The organism is Bacteroides sp. 11BF (assembly GCF_019633765.1).
GTDB lineage: Bacteria > Bacteroidota > Bacteroidia > Bacteroidales > Bacteroidaceae > Bacteroides > Bacteroides hominis.
Genome location: NZ_JAFKPJ010000002.1, coordinates 174,906 through 194,094, shown reverse-complemented (window position 1 = coordinate 194,094; position 19,189 = coordinate 174,906). Strand labels below are relative to the sequence as shown.

Sequence of the window (19,189 nt, the reverse complement as noted above, 5' to 3'; positions counted from 1 at the left end):
CGTGGGAGTACGTTTCTATAAAATAGATATTATCACTATTTTTGTTCCCAATCAAATAGCGAATAATGGACATAGAAATAGAAAACCACCCGTTAGAACCTTTTCTCCCGGCCAATGCCCGATTGCTGATGCTGGGAAGTTTTCCGCCCCAGAAAAAGCGATGGTCAATGGATTTTTATTACCCGAACCTGAACAATGATATGTGGAGAATCGTCGGACTTTTATTCTTCAACAACAAGGATTATTTTCTGAACGAAAACAGGAAGGCCTTCTGTCGTGAACGGATAACAGACTTCCTTAACGACAAAGGAATAGCACTGTTCGATACCGCATCATCCATTCGACGATTACAGGACAATGCTTCTGATAAGTTTCTGGAAGTGGTGCAGCCCACTGACATAAGCCGGCTCCTCAGGTTAATTCCGAAATGCAAAGCCATCGTCACAACAGGACAAAAGGCAACAGACACTCTCCGGACACAATTCGAAGTGAGAGAACCCAAAGTGGGAGATTTCTCTGAATTTGTTTTTGAAGGACGTCCGATGCGACTATACCGGATGCCTTCTTCTTCACGGGCATACCCATTGGCACTGGATAAAAAAGCGGCAGCTTACCGTGTCATGTATCAAGATTTACAAATGCTTAATATAGAATAAATATGAAACCTCTTTTTTTGCAATATCCTGCATGCAGTACTTGCCAAAAAGCCAAAAAGTGGCTGACGGAAAACAAAATTGAGTATACCAACCGCCTTATAGTGGAAGATAATCCCACGACAGAGGAGTTGAAAGCCTGGATTCCATTGAGCGGACTACCCGTTAAGAAGTTTTTCAACACCAGCGGAGTAGTATATAAAGAGCTGAAGCTCAGCAGCAAGCTCCCGACAATGACCGAAGAAGAACAGATCGCCCTTTTGGCCACTAACGGCAAACTGGTGAAACGGCCATTAGTAGTAACAGACCATTTCGTATTGGTAGGCTTCAAACCCGAAGAATGGGAAAAATTAAAATAATTAGCAACTTCTTTGCATAAAAGCTTGCCAATTCAGAAGTTTATTCTACCTTTGCAGCCGCAAACACGGGAGTAGCTCAGTTGGTAGAGCACCGGTCTCCAAAACCGGGTGTCGGGAGTTCGAGCCTCTCCTCCCGTGCAAAAAAAATCCCGCTTAAGTCAGGTGACCTAAGCGGGATTTTCGTTTATCAGAAACGGATACTCACCTCTACCGGTTCATCACCAATAGTCCAGTCAGGTCCCTCTTCAATCAGACGAATGGCCTCTTTATCGGCCGAAGCACAAAGTCCCTTTTTAACACTAATGGATTCCGGACGTCCATCCTTATCTACCCGGAAAGTAAGGATCACTTTTCCCTTGGCACGTGCACACTCTTTGTCGGAAGGATGCACCAGATTCTCTTTCAGATACCTCCGAAAAGCTTTTCGCCCTATAGACGGTTGCGGTGTACCTGACATCTTTAAGCTCGTTATAGCACCTGTAACGCTACTCTTCGGCTGCGAACCGTATCCTACCACTACAACCTCGTCAAGTGTAGCATCATCTACGTTCATAGCTATCAATAAATCTTTAGTCGTATCAGCAGGAAGGATAACAGATTCATAACCGATATAATCGACTGAAAGTTCCCGATTCCCATCTGTCTTTAAAGTAAAATCACCATTTTCATCTGAGATAGTCCCCTGATTAGTCCCTTTCACCCTGACTGTGGCGCCAACAAGAGGTTCACCACTGGGATCGGTCACTTTACCACGCACCTTACCAACAACAGCCACTTTAGCGTTAAAACTACTATCATTAGCCACCGAAGCTCTCATAACCATTTTTTTGTCCATAGCCGAAGGTTCGTCGTCAATGGTGGCTTCCAGCGCTTCTTCCATCAACTCCTGAGTCATTACTTGAGGAACTTCAGATGAAGGCGCAAGCATTTTTTTCTTCTTATTCTCTGAAATCAATTTCTTCGACGGGCCTGCCGAATCCTTTATTACCGCCTCAGCCAACTCATCTTTCTTCTCTTCCTCATATACCGACAAGGGTTTCGGATGAACCGCTTGTTCCATTGCCATCCGTGCTTCATCCGACAAAGGCTTCTCCTGAAAAAGGAAATAAGAGCCGATACAAACTCCAATCAGCAGGCTGGCGGCGATACTCCAGACCACAGCATGGTTACGCTTTCGCACAGCACGGGCTCTAATCCGACGGCGCAACTCCTCAATCTGTTCATCGGCTCCATTCCCTACACGGCTGTAACCTTCGAGCGCGTCGGCCAGAAAAGGATCACGCATAGCCTCTTTCTCCAGCCGATGCGCCTCTTTTCCTTTGCGGGCTCCCCGTATGTAGTCTAATAGTTTCATTCCTTAAGCTGATTTTTAATACAAATCTTCAAATTACGTTTTCCGTTCTGGATATAGCTCTTTACGTTATTCAGCGTAAAACCGGTTTGCGCAACTATATCGGCATAAGACATTTCTTCTATAAAGAAATGCCGTATGCAGACGCGTTGGGGTTCAGAAAGTTTCTTTAGACAATGATGCAAAGCTTCCAATTGGTCCGCATTACTTTCCTCTTCACATAAAAGATGCAAAAATTCATCGGATTCCACAATATGAACAGTATAATCCAATGAAATCTCTTTAGAGTCTTTCCGTAATATTTGCAAGCAATGATTCTTTACTACCCGGTATATCCAGGTCCGGAAAGTTTTTATTTCATAATGGGTGACTTTAGGAAGCAAATCTTCAAAAAGTTCCATCACCGCATCCTGAGCCCGAGCTTCATCTTTGAGAAACTTCAGACACACGCCATACAACAACGGAATATAACGGTTATAAAGTTCACCGAAATACTCTGTTTCACCGGACTTCATATAATGCTGCAATAGTTCCTCGTCCGTCTGTTCCGATATGTTTCTTCTGAAAAACAGGATTTTTTTTTGCAAAGTTAAAAAAAAGAGGAATCTATTTATGGAATCTATAAGAGAATTGCATCTATTGAGTAAAACAAGGAATCAAATTTATCCACTTAAAACAATAAAAGTATGAAGACGAATCAATTCAGAGCTTTGATGCTTATACTGCTAATGACAGTAATTTCATGGGGAGCAGTCAGTGCACAGCCTTTCATAGTAAAAGGTATAGTTACAGACGCTGAAAGCGGAGAAGCGGTGGCCGGTTGCTCCGTTGTAATAAACGATACACAGAACGGAACCATTACCGGCACAGACGGTACCTATTCCATTCGTGCAAACAAAGGAGCAACCTTAGTATTCTCTTTCATAGGATATCGCACTCAAAAAATAAAAGTGACTTCTGCCCGTTTAGATGTCGCCTTGGAAACGGATACACAACAGTTGGAAGAATGCGTAGTGATAGGTTATGGAGTAGAAACACAAAAAATGATTTGCGGTGCTACCCCCATCGCAATGAACCACAGCCTGTTATACAACGTAGGGATGTCTGCCGAAGAATATAAAGCAATACAGGAAAATGGATTTAAGAAAGTGTGGGATAATCCGCTATCTACTTTCTCGATCGATGTGGATGTAGCTTCATATAGCAATATGCGCCGATTCCTTAATAAAGGAGAGCTACCTCCGGCTGATGCCATCCGTACAGAAGAATTAATAAATTACTTCTCTTACAATTATGCACAACCAACAGGGAACAATCCGGTAAGAATCACATCAGAAATAGGTACTTGCCCTTGGAATGAACAGCATCGGTTAGTCCGCATCGGATTGAAAGCAAAAGAAATTCCTACCGAAAACTTACCTGCTTCGAACCTAATCTTCCTGATCGACGTATCCGGTTCGATGTATGGTCCCGAACGTCTGGATCTGGTAAAATCATCATTAAAGTTATTAGTTAACAATCTGAGAGATAAAGATAAAGTAGCAATCGTGGTGTATTCGGGCGCTGCCGGAGAGAAACTGACATCCACACCGGGAAGCGATAAACAAAAAATACGCGAAGCCATTGACGAACTGGAGGCAGGAGGCTCTACAGCGGGAGGAGAAGGAATTAAACTGGCTTATAAAATTGCCCAGAAAAATTTTATAACCGGTGGCAATAACCGCATCATCCTCTGTACCGATGGTGATTTCAATGTGGGCGTATCATCGGATCAGGAACTGGAGAAACTGATTGAGCAAAAACGTAAGAGCGGTGTATTCCTCACCGTATTAGGATATGGGATGGGAAACTATAAAGACAGCAAGATGCAGACTCTTGCCGAAAAGGGAAACGGCAATCATGCCTATATCGACAATCTGCAAGAAGCCAACCGGGTATTGGTGAACGAATTTGGAGCAACTTTACATACGGTTGCCAAAGACGTAAAACTACAAGTGGAGTTTAACCCGACACAGGTACAAGCCTATCGGCTGATTGGCTATGAAAGTCGTTTGCTGGCAGATGAAGACTTCAACAACGACACAAAAGATGCAGGAGAAATGGGAGCCGGACATACAGTCACAGCTTTCTATGAAGTGATTCCTGTAGGGGTAAAAAGTGATTTTACCGGAAAAGTAGACGATTTGAAATATCAGAAGAAACAAAAGACTGCCACCTCTGTCAACGACTCTAATGAATTACTAACCGTCAAACTACGCTACAAAACACCGGACGGCAATACCAGCAAAAAGATAGAACAGGCGTTGACTGACTCTAAAAACAACCGGGTTTCCGCCGATTTTCGTTTCGCAGCCGCAGTAGCCATGTTCGGACAACTGCTGAGAGATTCTGAATTCAAGGGAAATGCCAATTATGACAAAGTAATTTCTTTGGCAAAGACCGGCTTGGAAAACGACGAAAAGGGATATAAAAGAGAATTTATACGGCTCGCAGAAACTGCCAAAGGTATCTGATACTGTGGAAGTTTTCCACGTTATCCACACCCCAAAGCCCCAATTTCCACAGATTGAGATTCAGATCTTTGAATATAACAAACTAATAATCAACAGAATGACACATACGTCTTTATTCTGGCACACCGCTTGCACTACTATTATCGTAAGCAAACGGCTTACAGAAAAACAAACCCCATTTATTAACTCAAAACTTACAATTATGAAAAAGGTATTAGTAGCAATAGCATTGGTTATGGGATTAGGTAGCTCAGTAGCATTCGCACAGAACGTAGAAAACGCTAACGCAGTAGTAGCGACTGCACAGGCTCCACAAGACGAGTATACAAAGATTGAAGTAAAAGATCTCCCTGCAGCAGTAACCGAAGCCCTCGGAAAAGCTTATCCTGAATCGACTATCAAAGAAGCATCAGTAACAGCTAAAGAAGACGGCAAACTCTACAAAGTAGTCGTTACACAGAAAGACGGTACAGAGACAACTGTAGTAATGAACGAAAAAGGTGAAGAAGTAAAATAAAGATGCATCTTTAAAGGGCAAAAAGCACTGTTTCATTTTTGGAGCAGTGCTTTTTTATGAATAGATGTACTCCGGAAACATTTAAATCAGCTCGTAACTGCTACTCTGAATTGGCATATCAAGATTATGGAGTACCTTTTCTAACAGAATACCTTCACGGTTATCATACTCATAACCGAAAGTGGCACGAATTCCCTGCAGGATAAACTGGGTAGCACGATCCAAAGCAATGGGAAGGCTGTCTCCCTGCAGCAAAGCTCCGGTAATGACACTCGTAAATGTATCTCCCGTACCCGGATAATGGGCAGGCAGATAAGGGCAAGTGATTTTCCAATAGCGATTTCCTGTCCGGTTATAAGCATAAACCGAAGTTTTATGAGGTTCATCCAACACAGGCACACTAGTTATGATCACCACCTCAGGCCCTTTTTCTGACAGGCAATGCAGATAATCCTTTAATTCCTGATCGGTATTGGTCTCTTTATACGGACGGCCGAGCAGATAGAAAAGTTCCGTCAGATTGGGGGTTATCACATCGGCATGTGTGATTAACTGCTGCATCTCTGCCACCATAGATTCATCAAAATTTGAATAGAGTTTACCATTGTCTCCCAAGACAGGATCTATCACCGTCAAGCTATCTTTCCGGCGAAAATCACGGATAAAGTCAGATACAATCTGAATCTGCCTGGGTGATCCTAAATAACCGGTATAGATAGCATCGAACTCCACCTCCAAACGTTTCCACTCGGCAATAATACGAGGCATTTCATCCGTCAGATCAAGAAAAGTGAAATGCGGATATTGCGTGTGATTAGAAAGGATGGCCGTAGGCAACGGACATACCTGAAACCCCATAGACGACAGAATAGGAATTACGACTGTCAGAGAAACCCTTCCCATACCGGAAAGGTCGTGAATGGCAGCCACTTTCTTTACTTTATTTGCAAACATATATTTGTACAAGAGGATATTGCAGAAATCTGTTTCACCACAGATAAACATTCCCTCATCACTTCAATATTACCAATACATCTCTCGCACCGTGCGCTCCCATCACCAACGCTTGCTCTATATCAGCAGTTTTTGAAGGGCCGGAGATAAATGTACCAAATTTATATTTTTCATCTTTTATCAGCTCGTAAGCCTGATGCATATTGCTCACAATACGGTTCTTGTCCAAAACAATCACCAGTTTTTCGGCTATAAAATAGAGCGCTTTGTACTTCACCGTTTGGGGAATCCAGACAGCTGCATTCTCGGCTACCCCAATTTCGCCTTTAACAACAGCTATATCGGTTCCATCCAGATCTTGTGCGCGAGTCAGCAAATCAGGATTGAATGTAGCGCAGGTGATTTCCTCCAGATCGGAAGCAATACTGGCAGCATCAGGGTAAGTACGACGGATGACAGCATTGATATCTTCTCCCTCCCCCAATACAATAGCTTCACCTCCGACAGCAAAACTCATCTCGCAGAATTTGGCAACCACATCCGGATAAGTAGTGGTTTTGATTTGCCAATCAGGGTATTCATAACGGTTCTTCGTATTTTTACGGATACTCGCCAATATCTCTTCTTTACTACTCATTTGTTTTCCTCCTTTCCTTGCACTTTATTTTTCTTCCACATCTCGTTGAACGATTCGCTGGCAAACTCTGGCAGTTCGCGACCCTTACCCCAGGCATCCAAATCATTGTATTTGATAAAACGCGGCAAATGGTTAACTGCCGGAGCAGCCCAAAGAGCCGCATTGAATAGAGCCGGATGGTCCATCAATACTTTCATGCCACCGGACATTATTTTTTTACCCGTATTAGCTTTTCCAATCTTATCCAGATCCTGCCGCCATTTATAAATCTGTTCAGCCAGGTCTACCTTTGCCGGACAAACATCCGAACAAGACATACACAGCGAACAGGCTGACAGGTTATCATAATACTTTTCCGGATCATGTGCCATACCCAGATTGATACCGATAGGACCGGGAATAAAGTAGGTGTAGGAATATCCCCCGCTCCGGCGATACACCGGACAAGTATTCATACAAGCACCGCATCGGATGCAATTCAAAGTCTTGATATGATCGGGATGGGCAAGCAAAGCGCTTCGTCCGTTATCTACAATGATAATATGATATTCGCCTCCTTCACGGGGATTGCGATATTGAGAGGTATAGGTAGTGATAGGTTGCCCTGTTGCCGAACGCGCCAACAAACGGGTAAACACTCCCAAAGCCTCCATATCCGGCACGATCTTCTCCATACCGAAAGCAGCAATATTCAGTGTCGGGCACGATGTCCCCATATCAGCATTTCCTTCGTTCGTGCAAACCACTATATCTCCAGTGGATGCTACGGCAAAGTTGGCTCCCGTCATGGCAGCTTCCGCATTCAGGAAGATGTTCCGCAAGCTTTTTCGGGCGGCATGGGTCAGATAAGTAGGATCAAAATTACCTTTCTCCGTTCCCATTTCCTTTTCAAACAGCTCTCCCACCTGTTCACGCTTGATGTGAATAGCCGGAAGCACAATATGACTTGGCGCCAAATTCATCAACTGAAGAATGCGCTCTCCGAGATCGGACTCCACAACATCTATTCCTTTCTCTATCAGAAACGGGTTTAGTTCACACTCTTCCGCCAACATCGATTTGCTTTTCACAAAATGTTTCACTCCATGACTGCTCAATATTTCATAAACAATGGCACGATACTCTTCCGCATCCTTTGCCCAATGAACGATGGCTCCGTTGGCTGTGGCGTTTTTCTCAAATTCCAGCAAGAGTTCCTCAAGGTGGCTGTTGGAATAAAGTTTCAACGCACATGCCTTGTCACGCAATTCTTCCCACTCGGGTACTTCCTTGCTCATCTTGTCTCTTTTGGCACGGACCATCCAAAGGGTCTCATTGTGCCATGCTGCCATCACCGGATTTTCCAGAAACTTCTCGGCAGCTTTTGCATGCTTGGTACTCATAATTGTGATGCTAATATTTCTACAACATGAATAATTCGGATAGGCAGGTGTTCACGCTCAATGATACCCTGCATATGCATCAGACAGGAGCTATCGGCTCCGGTTATGTATTCGGCACCAGTCTCCATGTGATGCCGTATTTTATCACGTCCCATGCAGACGGATACAGCCTGCTCTTCGACTGCAAACATACCGCCGAAACCACAACATTCGTCCACGTGGCTGGGTTCAAACACTTCAATCCCCTCGACCATCTGGAGCAAATCGCGCAATTTATTGAAATAAGGTATGTTCAATTCACTCGGAGCAGATAGAAAAAGTTCACGTACACCGTGACAGCTGTTATGAATACTGACTTTATGGGGAAAACGAGCAGGGATTTTCGTAGGTTTTATCACATCGTGAATAAAGGCACAGAGGTCGTAAATCTTATCTGCACTCTGGCATTGATGACCCTCTTTAGCCAAAATACCGGGATGGTTTTCTTTCACAAAAGCCACGCAACTGGCAGACGGGCCTACAATGTAATCATACTTCTGAAATAAATCATTGAAACGGATAGCCATCTTTAAAGATTCATCTTGAAAACCGGCGTTTGCCATGGGCTGTCCGCAACAAGTCTGATCAAGAGGATAATCGACATCCACCCCTAAGCTCTTCAGTAATTTATATGATGCCACCCCTACCTGCGGATAGATGGCATTGATATAACAGGGGATAAACAAACCTACTTTCATAATATATCATTAATTAGTTACAAGTCACGAGTCATAAGCCACGAGTTATCAACTATGAAATACGTACGGGGACAGCAAAGCCACTCATAATGCACAGCTTATGACATGCAGCCCTCGTATCAGCTTCCGTAGCTCACAAAATATTTATCAGTTTGTGCGTTTGCAGGCTAAGTCTCCATCTGGGATGTCGCATCACGCAATCCACCGTTTCTGCGGTGTTATTACAAGAACAAGGCTGAAGGAAGAAATGTTCGGCAGGAAGCTGTTCATAAACGTCAATATTTTGTCCTTCGTAAACAACTTTAACTTCATCCATCCGGTTTAAAGCTAATTTGACACCCTGCTTAGGCGAACAAGTTACCCAGTCGATAGCAGCAGGCAAAGGTTTCGTTCCATTGGTTTCGATACACACATACTTGCCCGCCCCGTGCAACAAATCGATAAAGGCATCGTCAATCCAAAGCGAAGGCTCTCCCCCAGTAAGAATCACCATGACAGCCGGGTACTTCTTTACTTCATTTACAATTTCTTCGTCTGTCATCATTTCACCGGTTTCATGCCGGGTATCACAAAAGTCACACTTCAGATTACACCCTGAGAAACGTATGAAAACAGCAGGGGTACCTGTATGATACCCCTCTCCCTGTAAACTATAAAAAATCTCGTTAATCTTTCTCATAAATCACCGTATTTGCTTCCGACTCCTGTACCTCTACCTTATAACACTGTGGAATCTGCTTGCATACCCAACGGGCAATATTTTCCGCCGTGGGATTAAAAGGAAGTACTTCATTCAGATTCTGGTGATCCAGTTTTTCCTTGACGGTCTGTTTTATCTGGGTAAAATCCACTACCATTCCATCCGAGTTGAGCCGTTCTGAACGGCAATAGACAGTGATAATCCAGTTGTGACCGTGAAGAGTGGCGCATTTACTCCGGTACGGAAGAATCAGCTTATGTGCAGCCGATATTTCCATTCGTTTAATTACTGTAAACATCGTTATATGTATTATTAATGGTTACTGCACCTAATGTCACCTCGGTGCGGCTACAAAGATAATACAAAAGATAGTTTTCATTCAGCGAGAAAAGTTATTTTTCCTATTTTTGCGGAATGAAAACGATCTGTATTATATTAGGTACTCTTTCGCTGGGACTTGGCATTCTCGGTATTTTCCTGCCATTGTTACCCACTACTCCTTTCTTGCTGCTCACTGCCGCCCTCTACTTCAAAGGATCTCCGCGCCTATACCAATGGCTGCTGAATCACAAATATTTCGGTACCTATATACGTAACTTCCGTGAAAATAAGGCAATCCCTTTACGCGCTAAAATCATCTCACTCCTGCTAATGTGGGGCACGATGCTCTATTGCATTTTTTTCCTGATTCCGTTGGTTTGGGTCAAAGTACTCCTCTTCCTGATAGCCGTAGGAGTGACTTATCATATACTTTCTTTCAAAACATTGAAGAAGTGAGACAATCCCGCACGAGCATCTTCCAGCCGGTCTTGCCAATGCTTCACAGAATTCTGCCCGATCACATCCGAAACATATTTCACCGAAATAAAAGGAATCTCCTTAGCCCTGCACACAAAGGCCTGTGCATAGGCTTCCATATCTACCACATCCCCTTCAATATCCGTCAGTTCGGTCAGGAAGCTATCACCGGTATTGCAAGTTGCCGATTCGGTCCAGTGCCGGCAAAAGCCTCTGGCGGCAAGCAACTCTGACGAATCAATGTGGCACTCCATTCCTAATCCGGACATTTTATGCATATCCCGGTCGACAAAATGACGGCAGACAAAGACATCCCCCACCTGATGGTTAATCGTTCCGGCTGTTCCCTGATTGATCACAATATCCGGCTTCACCTGCTGAATGGCTTCCGCCAAATGAAAAGCCGCTTTCACTTTTCCAATGCCTGTCCGTACATAATATACCTCCACATCGGGCCACTTGATTTCTGTAAATTCGCCTTGTACGGCATAAGTCACTAATATCTTCAACATAAATACTATCTTTAATTTTATACATTCTATATCGAATGCAAAAGTAGTCAATTAAAGACAATTTGACCAGATATTATCTTTAAATGGTCAGATTCTGCACATATCCGCCCTGTTTTCTTCCTATCTTTGCCTGAAACTTAAAACACAAAATATCATGATTCAAAACTCTATCTCCGACAATCGTATTGTCTGGCTCGACGTCATCCGTTGCGTTGCAATGATAATGGTCATAGGCGTTCATTGCATCGATCCTTTTTACATTTCACCCACGATGCGGGCAATCCCCGAATACACGCACTGGGCAGCAATTTACGGTTCACTCCTCCGCCCGTCGGTTCCCTTGTTTGTTATGATGACCGGGCTACTTCTGCTCCCTGTGAAAAAACAGCCATTAGGTCAGTTCTACAAAAAACGCATATATCGTGTTTTGTTTCCCTTCCTCATCTGGTCGGTGTTATATAGTCTGTTTCCCTGGTTTACGGGAGTACTCGGATTGCCGAAAGAAATTATCGGGGACTTCTTCTGTTATACGCAAGGACAAGAATCACAAAGCCTGATAGATTCTCTGAAGGATGTAGCCATGATTCCGTTCAATTTCAGCCATAAAGAGAACCACATGTGGTACATCTACCTGCTCATCGGCCTGTATCTCTATATGCCATTCTTCTCGGCATGGATAGACAACGCTGATCAAAAGACCAAACGAACATTTCTCCTGATATGGATTATTTCACTCTTCATTCCTTATCTAAAGGAGTATGTTGCCAATTGTTTGTTCGACAGAAGCGGTTATGTATTCGGTACTGATACATGGAATGAATTCGGACTCTTCTACTATTTTGCCGGATTCAATGGATATTTATTACTGGGGCATTACGTCAAGAAGGGTAACAACTGGAGTCTGATGAAAACATTCACTCTTTGCATACTCATGTTTGCCGTCGGATATTATGTCACTTATACAGGTTTCAGCACCACAGCAGCCAATCCTAACGCAACAGAAACGGAAATGGAACTCTTCTTTACCTTCTGTAGCCCCAACGTATTGTTAATGACCTTAGCCACCTTCTTACTGCTGCAAAAAGTAGTCATCACCAATCAGACTGTCATAAAAGCACTGGCCAATATGACCAAATGCGGTTTCGGCATCTATATGGTTCACTACTTCGTCGTAGGTCCTTTTTTCCTTCTAATAGGGCCCTCATCGTTACCTATCCCTCTACAGGTTCCACTGATGGCTATCTGTATATTCCTCTGCAGCTGGGCATTCACTGCGTTCATTTATAAGCTTATGCCCCAAAAAGCTGTCTGGCTTATGGGATAAGACCAACAATTTATGTGTAAGGTGGAAAGAGTTTAAGAACTCTTCCCACCTTACACGTAAGTCATTGATAGGAGACTACAGTTACAAGAATGTACCCGGTCCCAATATATCATCCATATAACTCACATTACGGGTACGCAGCAATGCCCCGTTCGGACTATAAAACAGCTGATATTGAATGTCTACATTTTGTTGCCCTACCTTGATGACAATAATCGGTTGCCATTTGGGAAACTCGACATAAGTAACATCTTCCACCTGCCAGCTGGAATAAGGACCGGAAGCAAACGCATTATATACCGTAGCAGAAAGTTCATCGGTATCTCCCCACTCCGTCTGGGTCATCTGCCATTGTCCCTGCGCATTGAACCAGACATTCTTTTCATAACCATTCATCATGAAATCGGCACAATAGTAACCGCTGTCCTGTGACCAGGCGATACCATCAGCTTTGGGATACATTTTTTTCAAAGCCGCCTGCGCCTTGGCAGGAGCATTATCTGCCCAAACAGACATGACAACCATCAACAAAGCCATTAACAAGCTGAATCTCAATTTTATCATAGCTAAAGCATTTTAATCGGATGAATACTTTTCGCTAACTAACAACTTACAAGGTTGCTTTGTTTCAGGCTGCCACAACTACACTGTCAGAGGACAGAAGTGAGGTTTCCAATCGTATCCTTCACACGCTTCACAGTTGTCACATTCCGCTCATACTCGCTGATATGAACAGTTCCTCCCATAGATACAGCCTCGTTCTTGTATGCCATTCCGCTTTTGATGCTCTCCCGTGCGGAGAAATGGAATTCCTGAATACCGGTCTCTTTTGCAATCCGGCAGATATTCTTTTCGTTCACCCCACAACCTGCAAGGAGAGTGATTCTGCCCTTCGCCCTTTCACGGAGTTCCTTCAACAAAGGTATGCCAAGTTCAGCCGTTGCCTGTTGCCCCGAAGTCAGAATACGGTCACATCCCAGGTTAATTATCTGCTCCAAAGCCTTAGATGCATCACGGCACACATCGAATGCCCGGTGGAAAGTGACAGATAAACCTTCAGAAGCTTCCATCAGCTGTTCCATCACCGGCACATCTATCTCTCCGTTTGCTGTCAGGCATCCAAACACCACCCCATCAGCTCCAAGTCGACGAGCCATTTCAATATCCTTCAACATAGTCTTTATTTCGATGGGAGAATAAAGAAAATCTCCTCCACGCGGACGGATAATGACATGCAACCGTGTAGTTGTCAGCACCTCACGTGCCATCGCGATTTCGCCATACGAGGGAGTCGTTCCGCCCTCCGGGATGCCTGCACAAAGTTCCACGCGGTTTGCTCCACCTTCCTGTGCAGCAATGCAACTCTCTACGGAGTTGGTACAAACTTCAAATAGGTAGTTCTTCATATTTCATGAATATTAAAATAACTGTTTAACGAGGAATTAAAAAAGGGCGAATTGCTTCGCCCTTATCATAAACATTTTCTTTTTCAGTCTTTATTTTGCAAAGCTCACCGCACGTGTTTCGCGGATAACGGTTATCTTCACCTGTCCCGGGTAAGTCATCTCGTCCTGAATCTTCTTCGCAATTTCACCCGACAGATTTTCCGTCTGCTTGTCGTCTATTTTGTCTGCCCCGACAATAACACGAAGCTCACGTCCTGCCTGGATAGCATAAGTCTTGGTTACACCCGGATAAGACATAGCCAATTGTTCCAGATCGTTCAGACGCTTGATGTAAGCCTCAACAATTTCGCGGCGTGCACCCGGACGTGCTCCGGAGATGGCATCACACACCTGTACGATAGGCGCAAGCAGGCTGGTCATCTCTACCTCATCATGGTGGGCACCGATAGCGTTACAAATATCCGGTTTTTCCTTGAATTTCTCAGCAAGTTTCATACCCAGCAAAGCGTGTGGCAATTCCGGTTCTTCATCGGGCACCTTACCAATATCATGCAACAATCCGGCACGTTTTGCTTTCTTCGGGTTCAAGCCCAGTTCAGAGGCCATCACAGCACAAAGGTTGGCAGTCTCACGTGCATGCTGCAACAGGTTCTGTCCATAAGATGAACGATATTTCATCTTACCGATGATTCGAATCAGTTCCGGATGCAATCCGTGGATACCTAAGTCGATAGTAGTACGTTTACCTGTTTCAATAATTTCTTCTTCCACTTGTTTACGCACTTTGGCAACCACCTCTTCGATGCGTGCCGGGTGAATACGTCCGTCAGTAACCAACTGGTGCAATGCCAGACGGGCTATTTCACGACGAACGGGGTCGAATGCGGAAAGAACAATTGCTTCAGGAGTATCGTCTACTACGATTTCAACTCCGGTAGCAGCTTCAAGAGCACGGATATTACGGCCTTCACGTCCGATGATACGTCCCTTGATTTCATCCGACTCAATATGGAATACAGTTACAGAATTCTCGATGGCAGTTTCCGTAGCCACACGTTGTATCGACTGTATCACGATGCGTTTAGCCTCTTTACTTGCAGTCAGTTTGGCATCGTCCATGATATCATTGATATAAGACTGCGCCTGAGTCTTTGCCTCTTCTTTCAACGACTCTACCAAGCGTTCTTTTGCCTCTTCGGCCGACAAACCGGAAAGTGCTTCCAGTTTTTCAATTTCCTGATGCTGGAGTTTGTCCAGTTCCTCTTTCTTTTTATCCACGATTCCCAACTGTGCTTCCAGATTCTCTCTGACAGCATCGGCTTCGGCTCTTTTACGCTGAATCTCTTCCTGACGCTGGCTCAGCACCATTTCACGTTGTTTCAGCTTATTTTCAGCTTGTTGGATCTTTTGGTTACGCAGAGCTACCTCCTTCTCCAAATCTGCTTTCTTATTGAGAAACTTCTCTTTTACTTCCAGCAGTTTGTTCTTCTTAATCACTTCTGCTTCTGTCTCTGCTTCTTTCAGGACATTATCATATTTGGCCTTCAGTCCGTATTTAAACAATACGTACGATAAGATTCCTCCTACGATGAAGCATGCAATGGATGCTACTATTGTTACTAACATTGTAATTTAATTTAAATATAAATAAAAACGCACTGCCAAATACTCGAAAGCTTCTTCTTCCGGGCATCTTTAGCAGTGCGTGGATTTTCTTTTATAAAAATGGAAACAGTTATTCCTCGTTCCTGAAATACTCTTCCAGCATTTCTGTAAGTTCTTCTATCTTGGCCGTATACGGTTGGGTGTCATTACGTTGCAGCAGATGCAGCTTTTCCAGTGAAAACTGATATGCCACCATAGCTATAATCTTTTCCGGAGCTATGTTCCTGTAGTGCTCCCGATACGCATTGAGCCTGATATTTACCTGCTTTGCCGCTTCTCTTACGGTCTCTTCCTCGTCACGGTTGATGGTGAGGGGATAATAAGAATCTGCTATTTGCAGGTTTATTTTTATTTTATCGTTCATACATCCTTTTTTATGTTATTCATTCAACAAAGCGATGCATTTATCGACTTCACGCACTAATTTAGACAATCGCAGCTTCGTCTCTTTTACGTCGCTGCCGTTAAGGCTGATTGCCGTAGCTGTTTTTAGGTCTGTGTAGTTTGATTCTAACGCTTTGTATTCAGCTTTCACCTTTTCGAGTTCGGCCTTCTCATCTTCGAGAAGTTGCTTTAACTCAGCATTTTCGCGCTTTAATTCATCATGCAGATAGATTAAATGCCGCAGCCTTGCTTCAAAGGTACTTAATAGCTTCTTTTCTTCTTCTGTCATCACTACACCAAAATTGTACACAAAAATACGATTAACTCTGATATTACAAAAACTTTTCGGCGGAAAATAGTCATTTATAGTGAAAATAGTTGTCCGAGGCAACTTTTATTTATTTTTTTTAGCTATATGCCTTCTATTATAAGGATATTTATTTTCTGCACACACAAACGTTCATTATAGAAAAGAATATGGGTATAAGTACAATTATTCAGAATCATCATCTCGTTTGTAATAAATATGCAGAAAGAAGAGAAAAAGCTGGATACATTTTCATCTTTTTGTGCCTTTTTGTTATTAATTTAATAGAATTTATATCAAATAGACTACGATTCCGAAGTTTTATTCCTACATTTGCGGGCAAATGATAACCTTTATAAAAACGCATAATCATGGCTAAAATAACAAAAGAAGCCGCTTTGCTCTATCACTCACAAGGCAAACCCGGTAAAATTGAGGTAGTACCTACCAAACCCTACAGTACACAAACCGACTTATCTCTCGCTTACTCTCCCGGTGTGGCAGAACCATGCCTCGAAATAGAAAAGAACCCACAGGATGCTTATAAATATACAGCCAAAGGTAATCTGGTAGCCGTAATCTCAAACGGTACAGCAGTTTTGGGATTGGGCGACATCGGCGCCTTAAGCGGTAAACCGGTAATGGAAGGTAAAGGTTTACTTTTCAAAATCTATGCAGGTATCGATGTGTTCGACATCGAAGTCAACGAAAAAGATCCTGATAAATTTATCGAAGCCGTAAAAGCCATCGCTCCTACTTTCGGAGGTATCAACCTGGAAGATATCAAAGCACCCGAATGTTTTGAGATAGAACGCCGCCTGAAAGAAGAGCTTGACATCCCTGTGATGCACGACGACCAACACGGAACGGCCATCATCTCGAGTGCCGGACTGGTAAACGCCTTGCAAGTGGCCGGTAAGAAGATAGAAGATGTGAAAATCGTTGTCAATGGCGCAGGTGCTTCCGCCGTATCGTGCACGAAGCTCTACGTATCATTGGGCGCCCGCCTCGAAAATATCGTCATGCTCGACAGCAAAGGCGTTATCAGCAAGGCACGCACGGACTTGAACGAACAGAAACGTTATTTCGCAACCGACCGTACCGACATTCATACACTGGCCGAAGCAATCAAGGGAGCAGACGTATTCCTCGGCCTGTCAAAAGGAAATGTATTATCCCAGGATATGGTTCGCAGCATGGCCTCCTCGCCCATCGTGTTCGCTTTGGCAAACCCCACACCCGAGATTTCATATGAAGACGCCATGGCTGCCCGTCCCGACGTGTTGATGGCAACCGGACGTTCGGACTATCCGAACCAGATTAATAATGTAATCGGTTTCCCGTATATCTTCCGCGGAGCGCTCGACACTCAGGCAAAAGCAATCAACGAAGAGATGAAGATTGCCGCCGTACACGCCATTGCCAATCTGGCCAAACAACCCGTGCCCGATGTGGTGAACGAAGCTTACCATGTGAACAACTTCACTTTCGGTCCGGAATACTTTATCCCGAAACCGGTAGATCCGCGTCTGATTACGGAAGTATCTATCGCCGTGGCCCGTGCCGCTATGGAGAGTGGTGTGGCCCGCAAGAATATCGAGAACTGGGATGAATATAAAACGCATCTCCGCGAATTGATGGGACAGGAATCCCAGTTGACCCGCCAGCTCTACGATACCGCCCGCCGCAACCCGCAACGTGTGGTATTTGCCGAAGGCGGACACCCCAACATGCTGAAAGCCGCTGTCGAAGCTAAATCGGAAGGAATCTGCCACCCTATTATATTAGGTAACGAAGAACGCATCGAGAAACTGGCCAAGGAACTCGACCTGAGCCTGGACGGAATCGAAATCATCAACCTTCGCCACGACCGTGAGGCAGAACGACGCGAACGTTATGCCCACATCCTCTCTCAGAAACGTGCCCGCGAAGGCGCTACATATGAAGAGGCCAACGACAAGATGTTCGAGCGCAACTACTTCGGTATGATGATGGTTGAAACCGGAGACGCGGATGCTTTCATCACCGGATTATACACCAAATACAGCAATACCATCAAAGTAGCAAAAGAAGTTATCGGCATCCGTCCGGAATACAAGCATTTCGGAACCATGCACATCCTGAATTCCAAAAAGGGAACTTACTTCCTGGCTGACACTTTGATCAACCGCCATCCGGATACTTCCACTCTGATAGATATAGCCAAGCTGGCCGATCAAACTGTCAGATTCTTCAATCATACCCCGGTGATCTCCATGCTGAGCTATTCTAACTTCGGTTCCGACCAGGCAGGAAGCCCGCTGAAGGTACACGAAGCAGTAGCTTATATGCAGAAAGAATATCCCGAACTGGCTATTGACGGTGAAATGCAGGTGAACTTTGCCATGAACCGCGAACTCCGTGACTCCAAGTACCCCTTCACCCGCCTCAACGGAAAGGATGTGAATACATTGGTATTCCCCAACCTAAGCTCTGCCAATGCAGGATATCAGTTGTTGCAAGCCATGGACCCGGATACCGAATTTATCGGCCCGATCCAAATGGGGCTGAACAAACCGATCCATTTTACAGATATCGAAAGCTCGGTACGCGACATCGTGAACATCACCGCCGTGGCTGTTATCGACGCTATTGTAGAAAAGAAAAAAGCTAATAAATGAAACGTCCTTTATCCAAATCACAAATAGTTTGTATCATTCTGCTTTGGGTGGCGCTTTGTTACATAGTATTGGTATACGCCGAACGTATTGACGGTCCTACCATACTTATGCTTATCATTTCGGCAGCATTAGTCTTTATTCCCGTCTACAAATCACTTAAAAAGAATAAATAATATCTTTTTATTCCTTTTTTGCGGCATAAAATATCAATTTTGATGTTTTATGCCGTTTTTCTTTATAAAATGCTTGTTAGTTCGATTTTTATGTTTACTTTTGCAACGTCATCAACAGAGAGACGATAGAATTTAAAAACAATCATATTAAAAGAAA

22 protein-coding genes and 1 tRNA gene are annotated in these 19,189 nt (G+C 44.0%); 9 read left to right on the top strand and 14 right to left on the bottom strand.

Annotated elements, in window-relative coordinates; translation table 11 throughout:
- The first annotated feature begins 65 nt into the window (after window positions 1-65).
- The 3 genes from JZY04_RS02610 to JZY04_RS02600 all read left to right on the top strand — a co-directional run bounded on the left by JZY04_RS02610 (window position 66) and on the right by JZY04_RS02600 (window position 1,150).
- A complete protein-coding gene (locus JZY04_RS02610; protein WP_032543442.1) occupies window positions 66-656 on the top strand; it encodes a uracil-DNA glycosylase family protein in 591 nt (196 codons plus the stop codon).
- Window positions 657-658: 2 nt separating this feature from the next.
- Window positions 659-1,012 (top strand): arsenate reductase family protein, encoded by a 354-nt coding sequence (locus tag JZY04_RS02605; protein ID WP_005781008.1) that lies wholly within the window; start codon window positions 659-661, stop codon window positions 1,010-1,012.
- A 65-nt stretch (window positions 1,013-1,077) separates the two neighbouring features.
- A tRNA-Trp gene (locus tag JZY04_RS02600) sits at window positions 1,078-1,150 on the top strand.
- Window positions 1,151-1,199: 49 nt separating this feature from the next.
- Here the strand turns inward: JZY04_RS02600 and JZY04_RS02595 are convergent.
- Together JZY04_RS02595 and JZY04_RS02590 are read right to left on the bottom strand one after the other, a co-directional pair.
- The gene (locus tag JZY04_RS02595; protein WP_220575422.1) at window positions 1,200-2,366 is read right to left on the bottom strand and encodes an energy transducer TonB; all 1,167 of its coding nucleotides are present in this window, start codon (window positions 2,364-2,366) and stop codon (window positions 1,200-1,202) included.
- Entirely contained in the window at window positions 2,363-2,938 is a 576-nt protein-coding gene (locus JZY04_RS02590; protein WP_122142567.1) for an RNA polymerase sigma factor, read from the bottom strand. Before JZY04_RS02590 ends, JZY04_RS02595 begins: the two co-directional genes overlap by 4 nt.
- Before the next feature lie 111 nt (window positions 2,939-3,049).
- On the opposite strand from JZY04_RS02590, the gene JZY04_RS02585 reads away from it, so the two are divergent.
- Together JZY04_RS02585 and JZY04_RS02580 are read left to right on the top strand one after the other, a co-directional pair.
- Complete coding sequence (locus JZY04_RS02585; protein ID WP_122142541.1) at window positions 3,050-4,876, top strand: VWA domain-containing protein; 1,827 nt, start codon at window positions 3,050-3,052, stop codon at window positions 4,874-4,876.
- A gap of 202 nt (window positions 4,877-5,078) precedes the next feature.
- Window positions 5,079-5,393: a hypothetical protein gene (locus tag JZY04_RS02580; protein ID WP_005781014.1), complete on the top strand. Its 315-nt coding sequence runs from the start codon at window positions 5,079-5,081 to the stop codon at window positions 5,391-5,393.
- A gap of 81 nt (window positions 5,394-5,474) precedes the next feature.
- On the opposite strand, the gene JZY04_RS02575 is transcribed toward JZY04_RS02580, so the two are convergent.
- From JZY04_RS02575 to JZY04_RS02550, 6 genes are all read right to left on the bottom strand, one after another.
- Entirely contained in the window at window positions 5,475-6,347 is an 873-nt protein-coding gene (locus JZY04_RS02575) for a pyridoxamine kinase (protein ID WP_032535465.1), read from the bottom strand.
- Window positions 6,348-6,405: 58 nt separating this feature from the next.
- The gene (locus JZY04_RS02570; protein ID WP_005781018.1) at window positions 6,406-6,984 is read right to left on the bottom strand and encodes an LUD domain-containing protein; all 579 of its coding nucleotides are present in this window, start codon (window positions 6,982-6,984) and stop codon (window positions 6,406-6,408) included.
- Window positions 6,981-8,366 carry a lactate utilization protein B gene (locus JZY04_RS02565; RefSeq protein ID WP_005821541.1) on the bottom strand — a complete coding sequence of 462 codons (1,386 nt, stop codon included), beginning with the start codon at window positions 8,364-8,366 and terminating at the stop codon, window positions 6,981-6,983. Before JZY04_RS02565 ends, JZY04_RS02570 begins: the two co-directional genes overlap by 4 nt.
- Complete coding sequence (locus JZY04_RS02560) at window positions 8,363-9,103, bottom strand: (Fe-S)-binding protein (RefSeq protein WP_005781023.1); 741 nt, start codon at window positions 9,101-9,103, stop codon at window positions 8,363-8,365. Before JZY04_RS02560 ends, JZY04_RS02565 begins: the two co-directional genes overlap by 4 nt.
- Before the next feature lie 133 nt (window positions 9,104-9,236).
- Window positions 9,237-9,782 (bottom strand): radical SAM protein, encoded by a 546-nt coding sequence (locus tag JZY04_RS02555; protein WP_005781025.1) that lies wholly within the window; start codon window positions 9,780-9,782, stop codon window positions 9,237-9,239.
- Window positions 9,769-10,101, bottom strand: a complete 333-nt coding sequence (locus tag JZY04_RS02550; RefSeq protein ID WP_005781027.1) for a 6-carboxytetrahydropterin synthase — start codon at window positions 10,099-10,101, stop codon at window positions 9,769-9,771. The genes JZY04_RS02555 and JZY04_RS02550 overlap by 14 nt, the downstream gene beginning before the upstream one ends.
- Window positions 10,102-10,217: 116 nt before the next feature.
- On the opposite strand from JZY04_RS02550, the gene JZY04_RS02545 reads away from it, so the two are divergent.
- On the top strand, window positions 10,218-10,580 hold the full coding sequence (locus JZY04_RS02545) for a YbaN family protein (protein ID WP_005781029.1): 363 nt from the start codon (window positions 10,218-10,220) through the stop codon (window positions 10,578-10,580).
- Here the strand turns inward: JZY04_RS02545 and JZY04_RS02540 are convergent.
- The gene (locus JZY04_RS02540) at window positions 10,547-11,113 is read right to left on the bottom strand and encodes an MTA/SAH nucleosidase (RefSeq protein ID WP_005808116.1); all 567 of its coding nucleotides are present in this window, start codon (window positions 11,111-11,113) and stop codon (window positions 10,547-10,549) included. The two genes, JZY04_RS02545 and JZY04_RS02540, sit on opposite strands and share 34 nt — an antisense overlap.
- A gap of 154 nt (window positions 11,114-11,267) precedes the next feature.
- On the opposite strand from JZY04_RS02540, the gene JZY04_RS02535 reads away from it, so the two are divergent.
- Window positions 11,268-12,437, top strand: coding sequence for an acyltransferase (locus JZY04_RS02535; protein WP_032539527.1), 1,170 nt, complete (start codon window positions 11,268-11,270; stop codon window positions 12,435-12,437).
- A gap of 81 nt (window positions 12,438-12,518) precedes the next feature.
- On the opposite strand, the gene JZY04_RS02530 is transcribed toward JZY04_RS02535, so the two are convergent.
- The 5 genes from JZY04_RS02530 to JZY04_RS02510 all read right to left on the bottom strand — a co-directional run bounded on the left by JZY04_RS02530 (window position 12,519) and on the right by JZY04_RS02510 (window position 16,181).
- Window positions 12,519-13,001: a PepSY-like domain-containing protein gene (locus JZY04_RS02530; protein ID WP_122142540.1), complete on the bottom strand. Its 483-nt coding sequence runs from the start codon at window positions 12,999-13,001 to the stop codon at window positions 12,519-12,521.
- Between the two features lie 86 nt (window positions 13,002-13,087).
- The gene (locus JZY04_RS02525; RefSeq protein ID WP_032531643.1) at window positions 13,088-13,843 is read right to left on the bottom strand and encodes a copper homeostasis protein CutC; all 756 of its coding nucleotides are present in this window, start codon (window positions 13,841-13,843) and stop codon (window positions 13,088-13,090) included.
- Between the two features lie 90 nt (window positions 13,844-13,933).
- Window positions 13,934-15,469 carry a ribonuclease Y gene (gene rny / locus JZY04_RS02520; RefSeq protein ID WP_005808123.1) on the bottom strand — a complete coding sequence of 512 codons (1,536 nt, stop codon included), beginning with the start codon at window positions 15,467-15,469 and terminating at the stop codon, window positions 13,934-13,936.
- Window positions 15,470-15,578: 109 nt separating this feature from the next.
- Window positions 15,579-15,872, bottom strand: coding sequence for a cell division protein ZapA (locus JZY04_RS02515; RefSeq protein ID WP_005781039.1), 294 nt, complete (start codon window positions 15,870-15,872; stop codon window positions 15,579-15,581).
- Between the two features lie 15 nt (window positions 15,873-15,887).
- Complete coding sequence (locus JZY04_RS02510; RefSeq protein WP_005781040.1) at window positions 15,888-16,181, bottom strand: hypothetical protein; 294 nt, start codon at window positions 16,179-16,181, stop codon at window positions 15,888-15,890.
- A 389-nt stretch (window positions 16,182-16,570) separates the two neighbouring features.
- Here JZY04_RS02510 and JZY04_RS02505 point away from each other — a divergent pair, with 389 nt between their 5' ends.
- On the top strand, window positions 16,571-18,859 hold the full coding sequence (locus JZY04_RS02505) for an NADP-dependent malic enzyme (RefSeq protein WP_005781044.1): 2,289 nt from the start codon (window positions 16,571-16,573) through the stop codon (window positions 18,857-18,859).
- Entirely contained in the window at window positions 18,856-19,032 is a 177-nt protein-coding gene (locus JZY04_RS02500) for a hypothetical protein (RefSeq protein ID WP_002562412.1), read from the top strand. The genes JZY04_RS02505 and JZY04_RS02500 overlap by 4 nt, the downstream gene beginning before the upstream one ends.
- Window positions 19,033-19,189 lie beyond the last annotated feature (157 nt).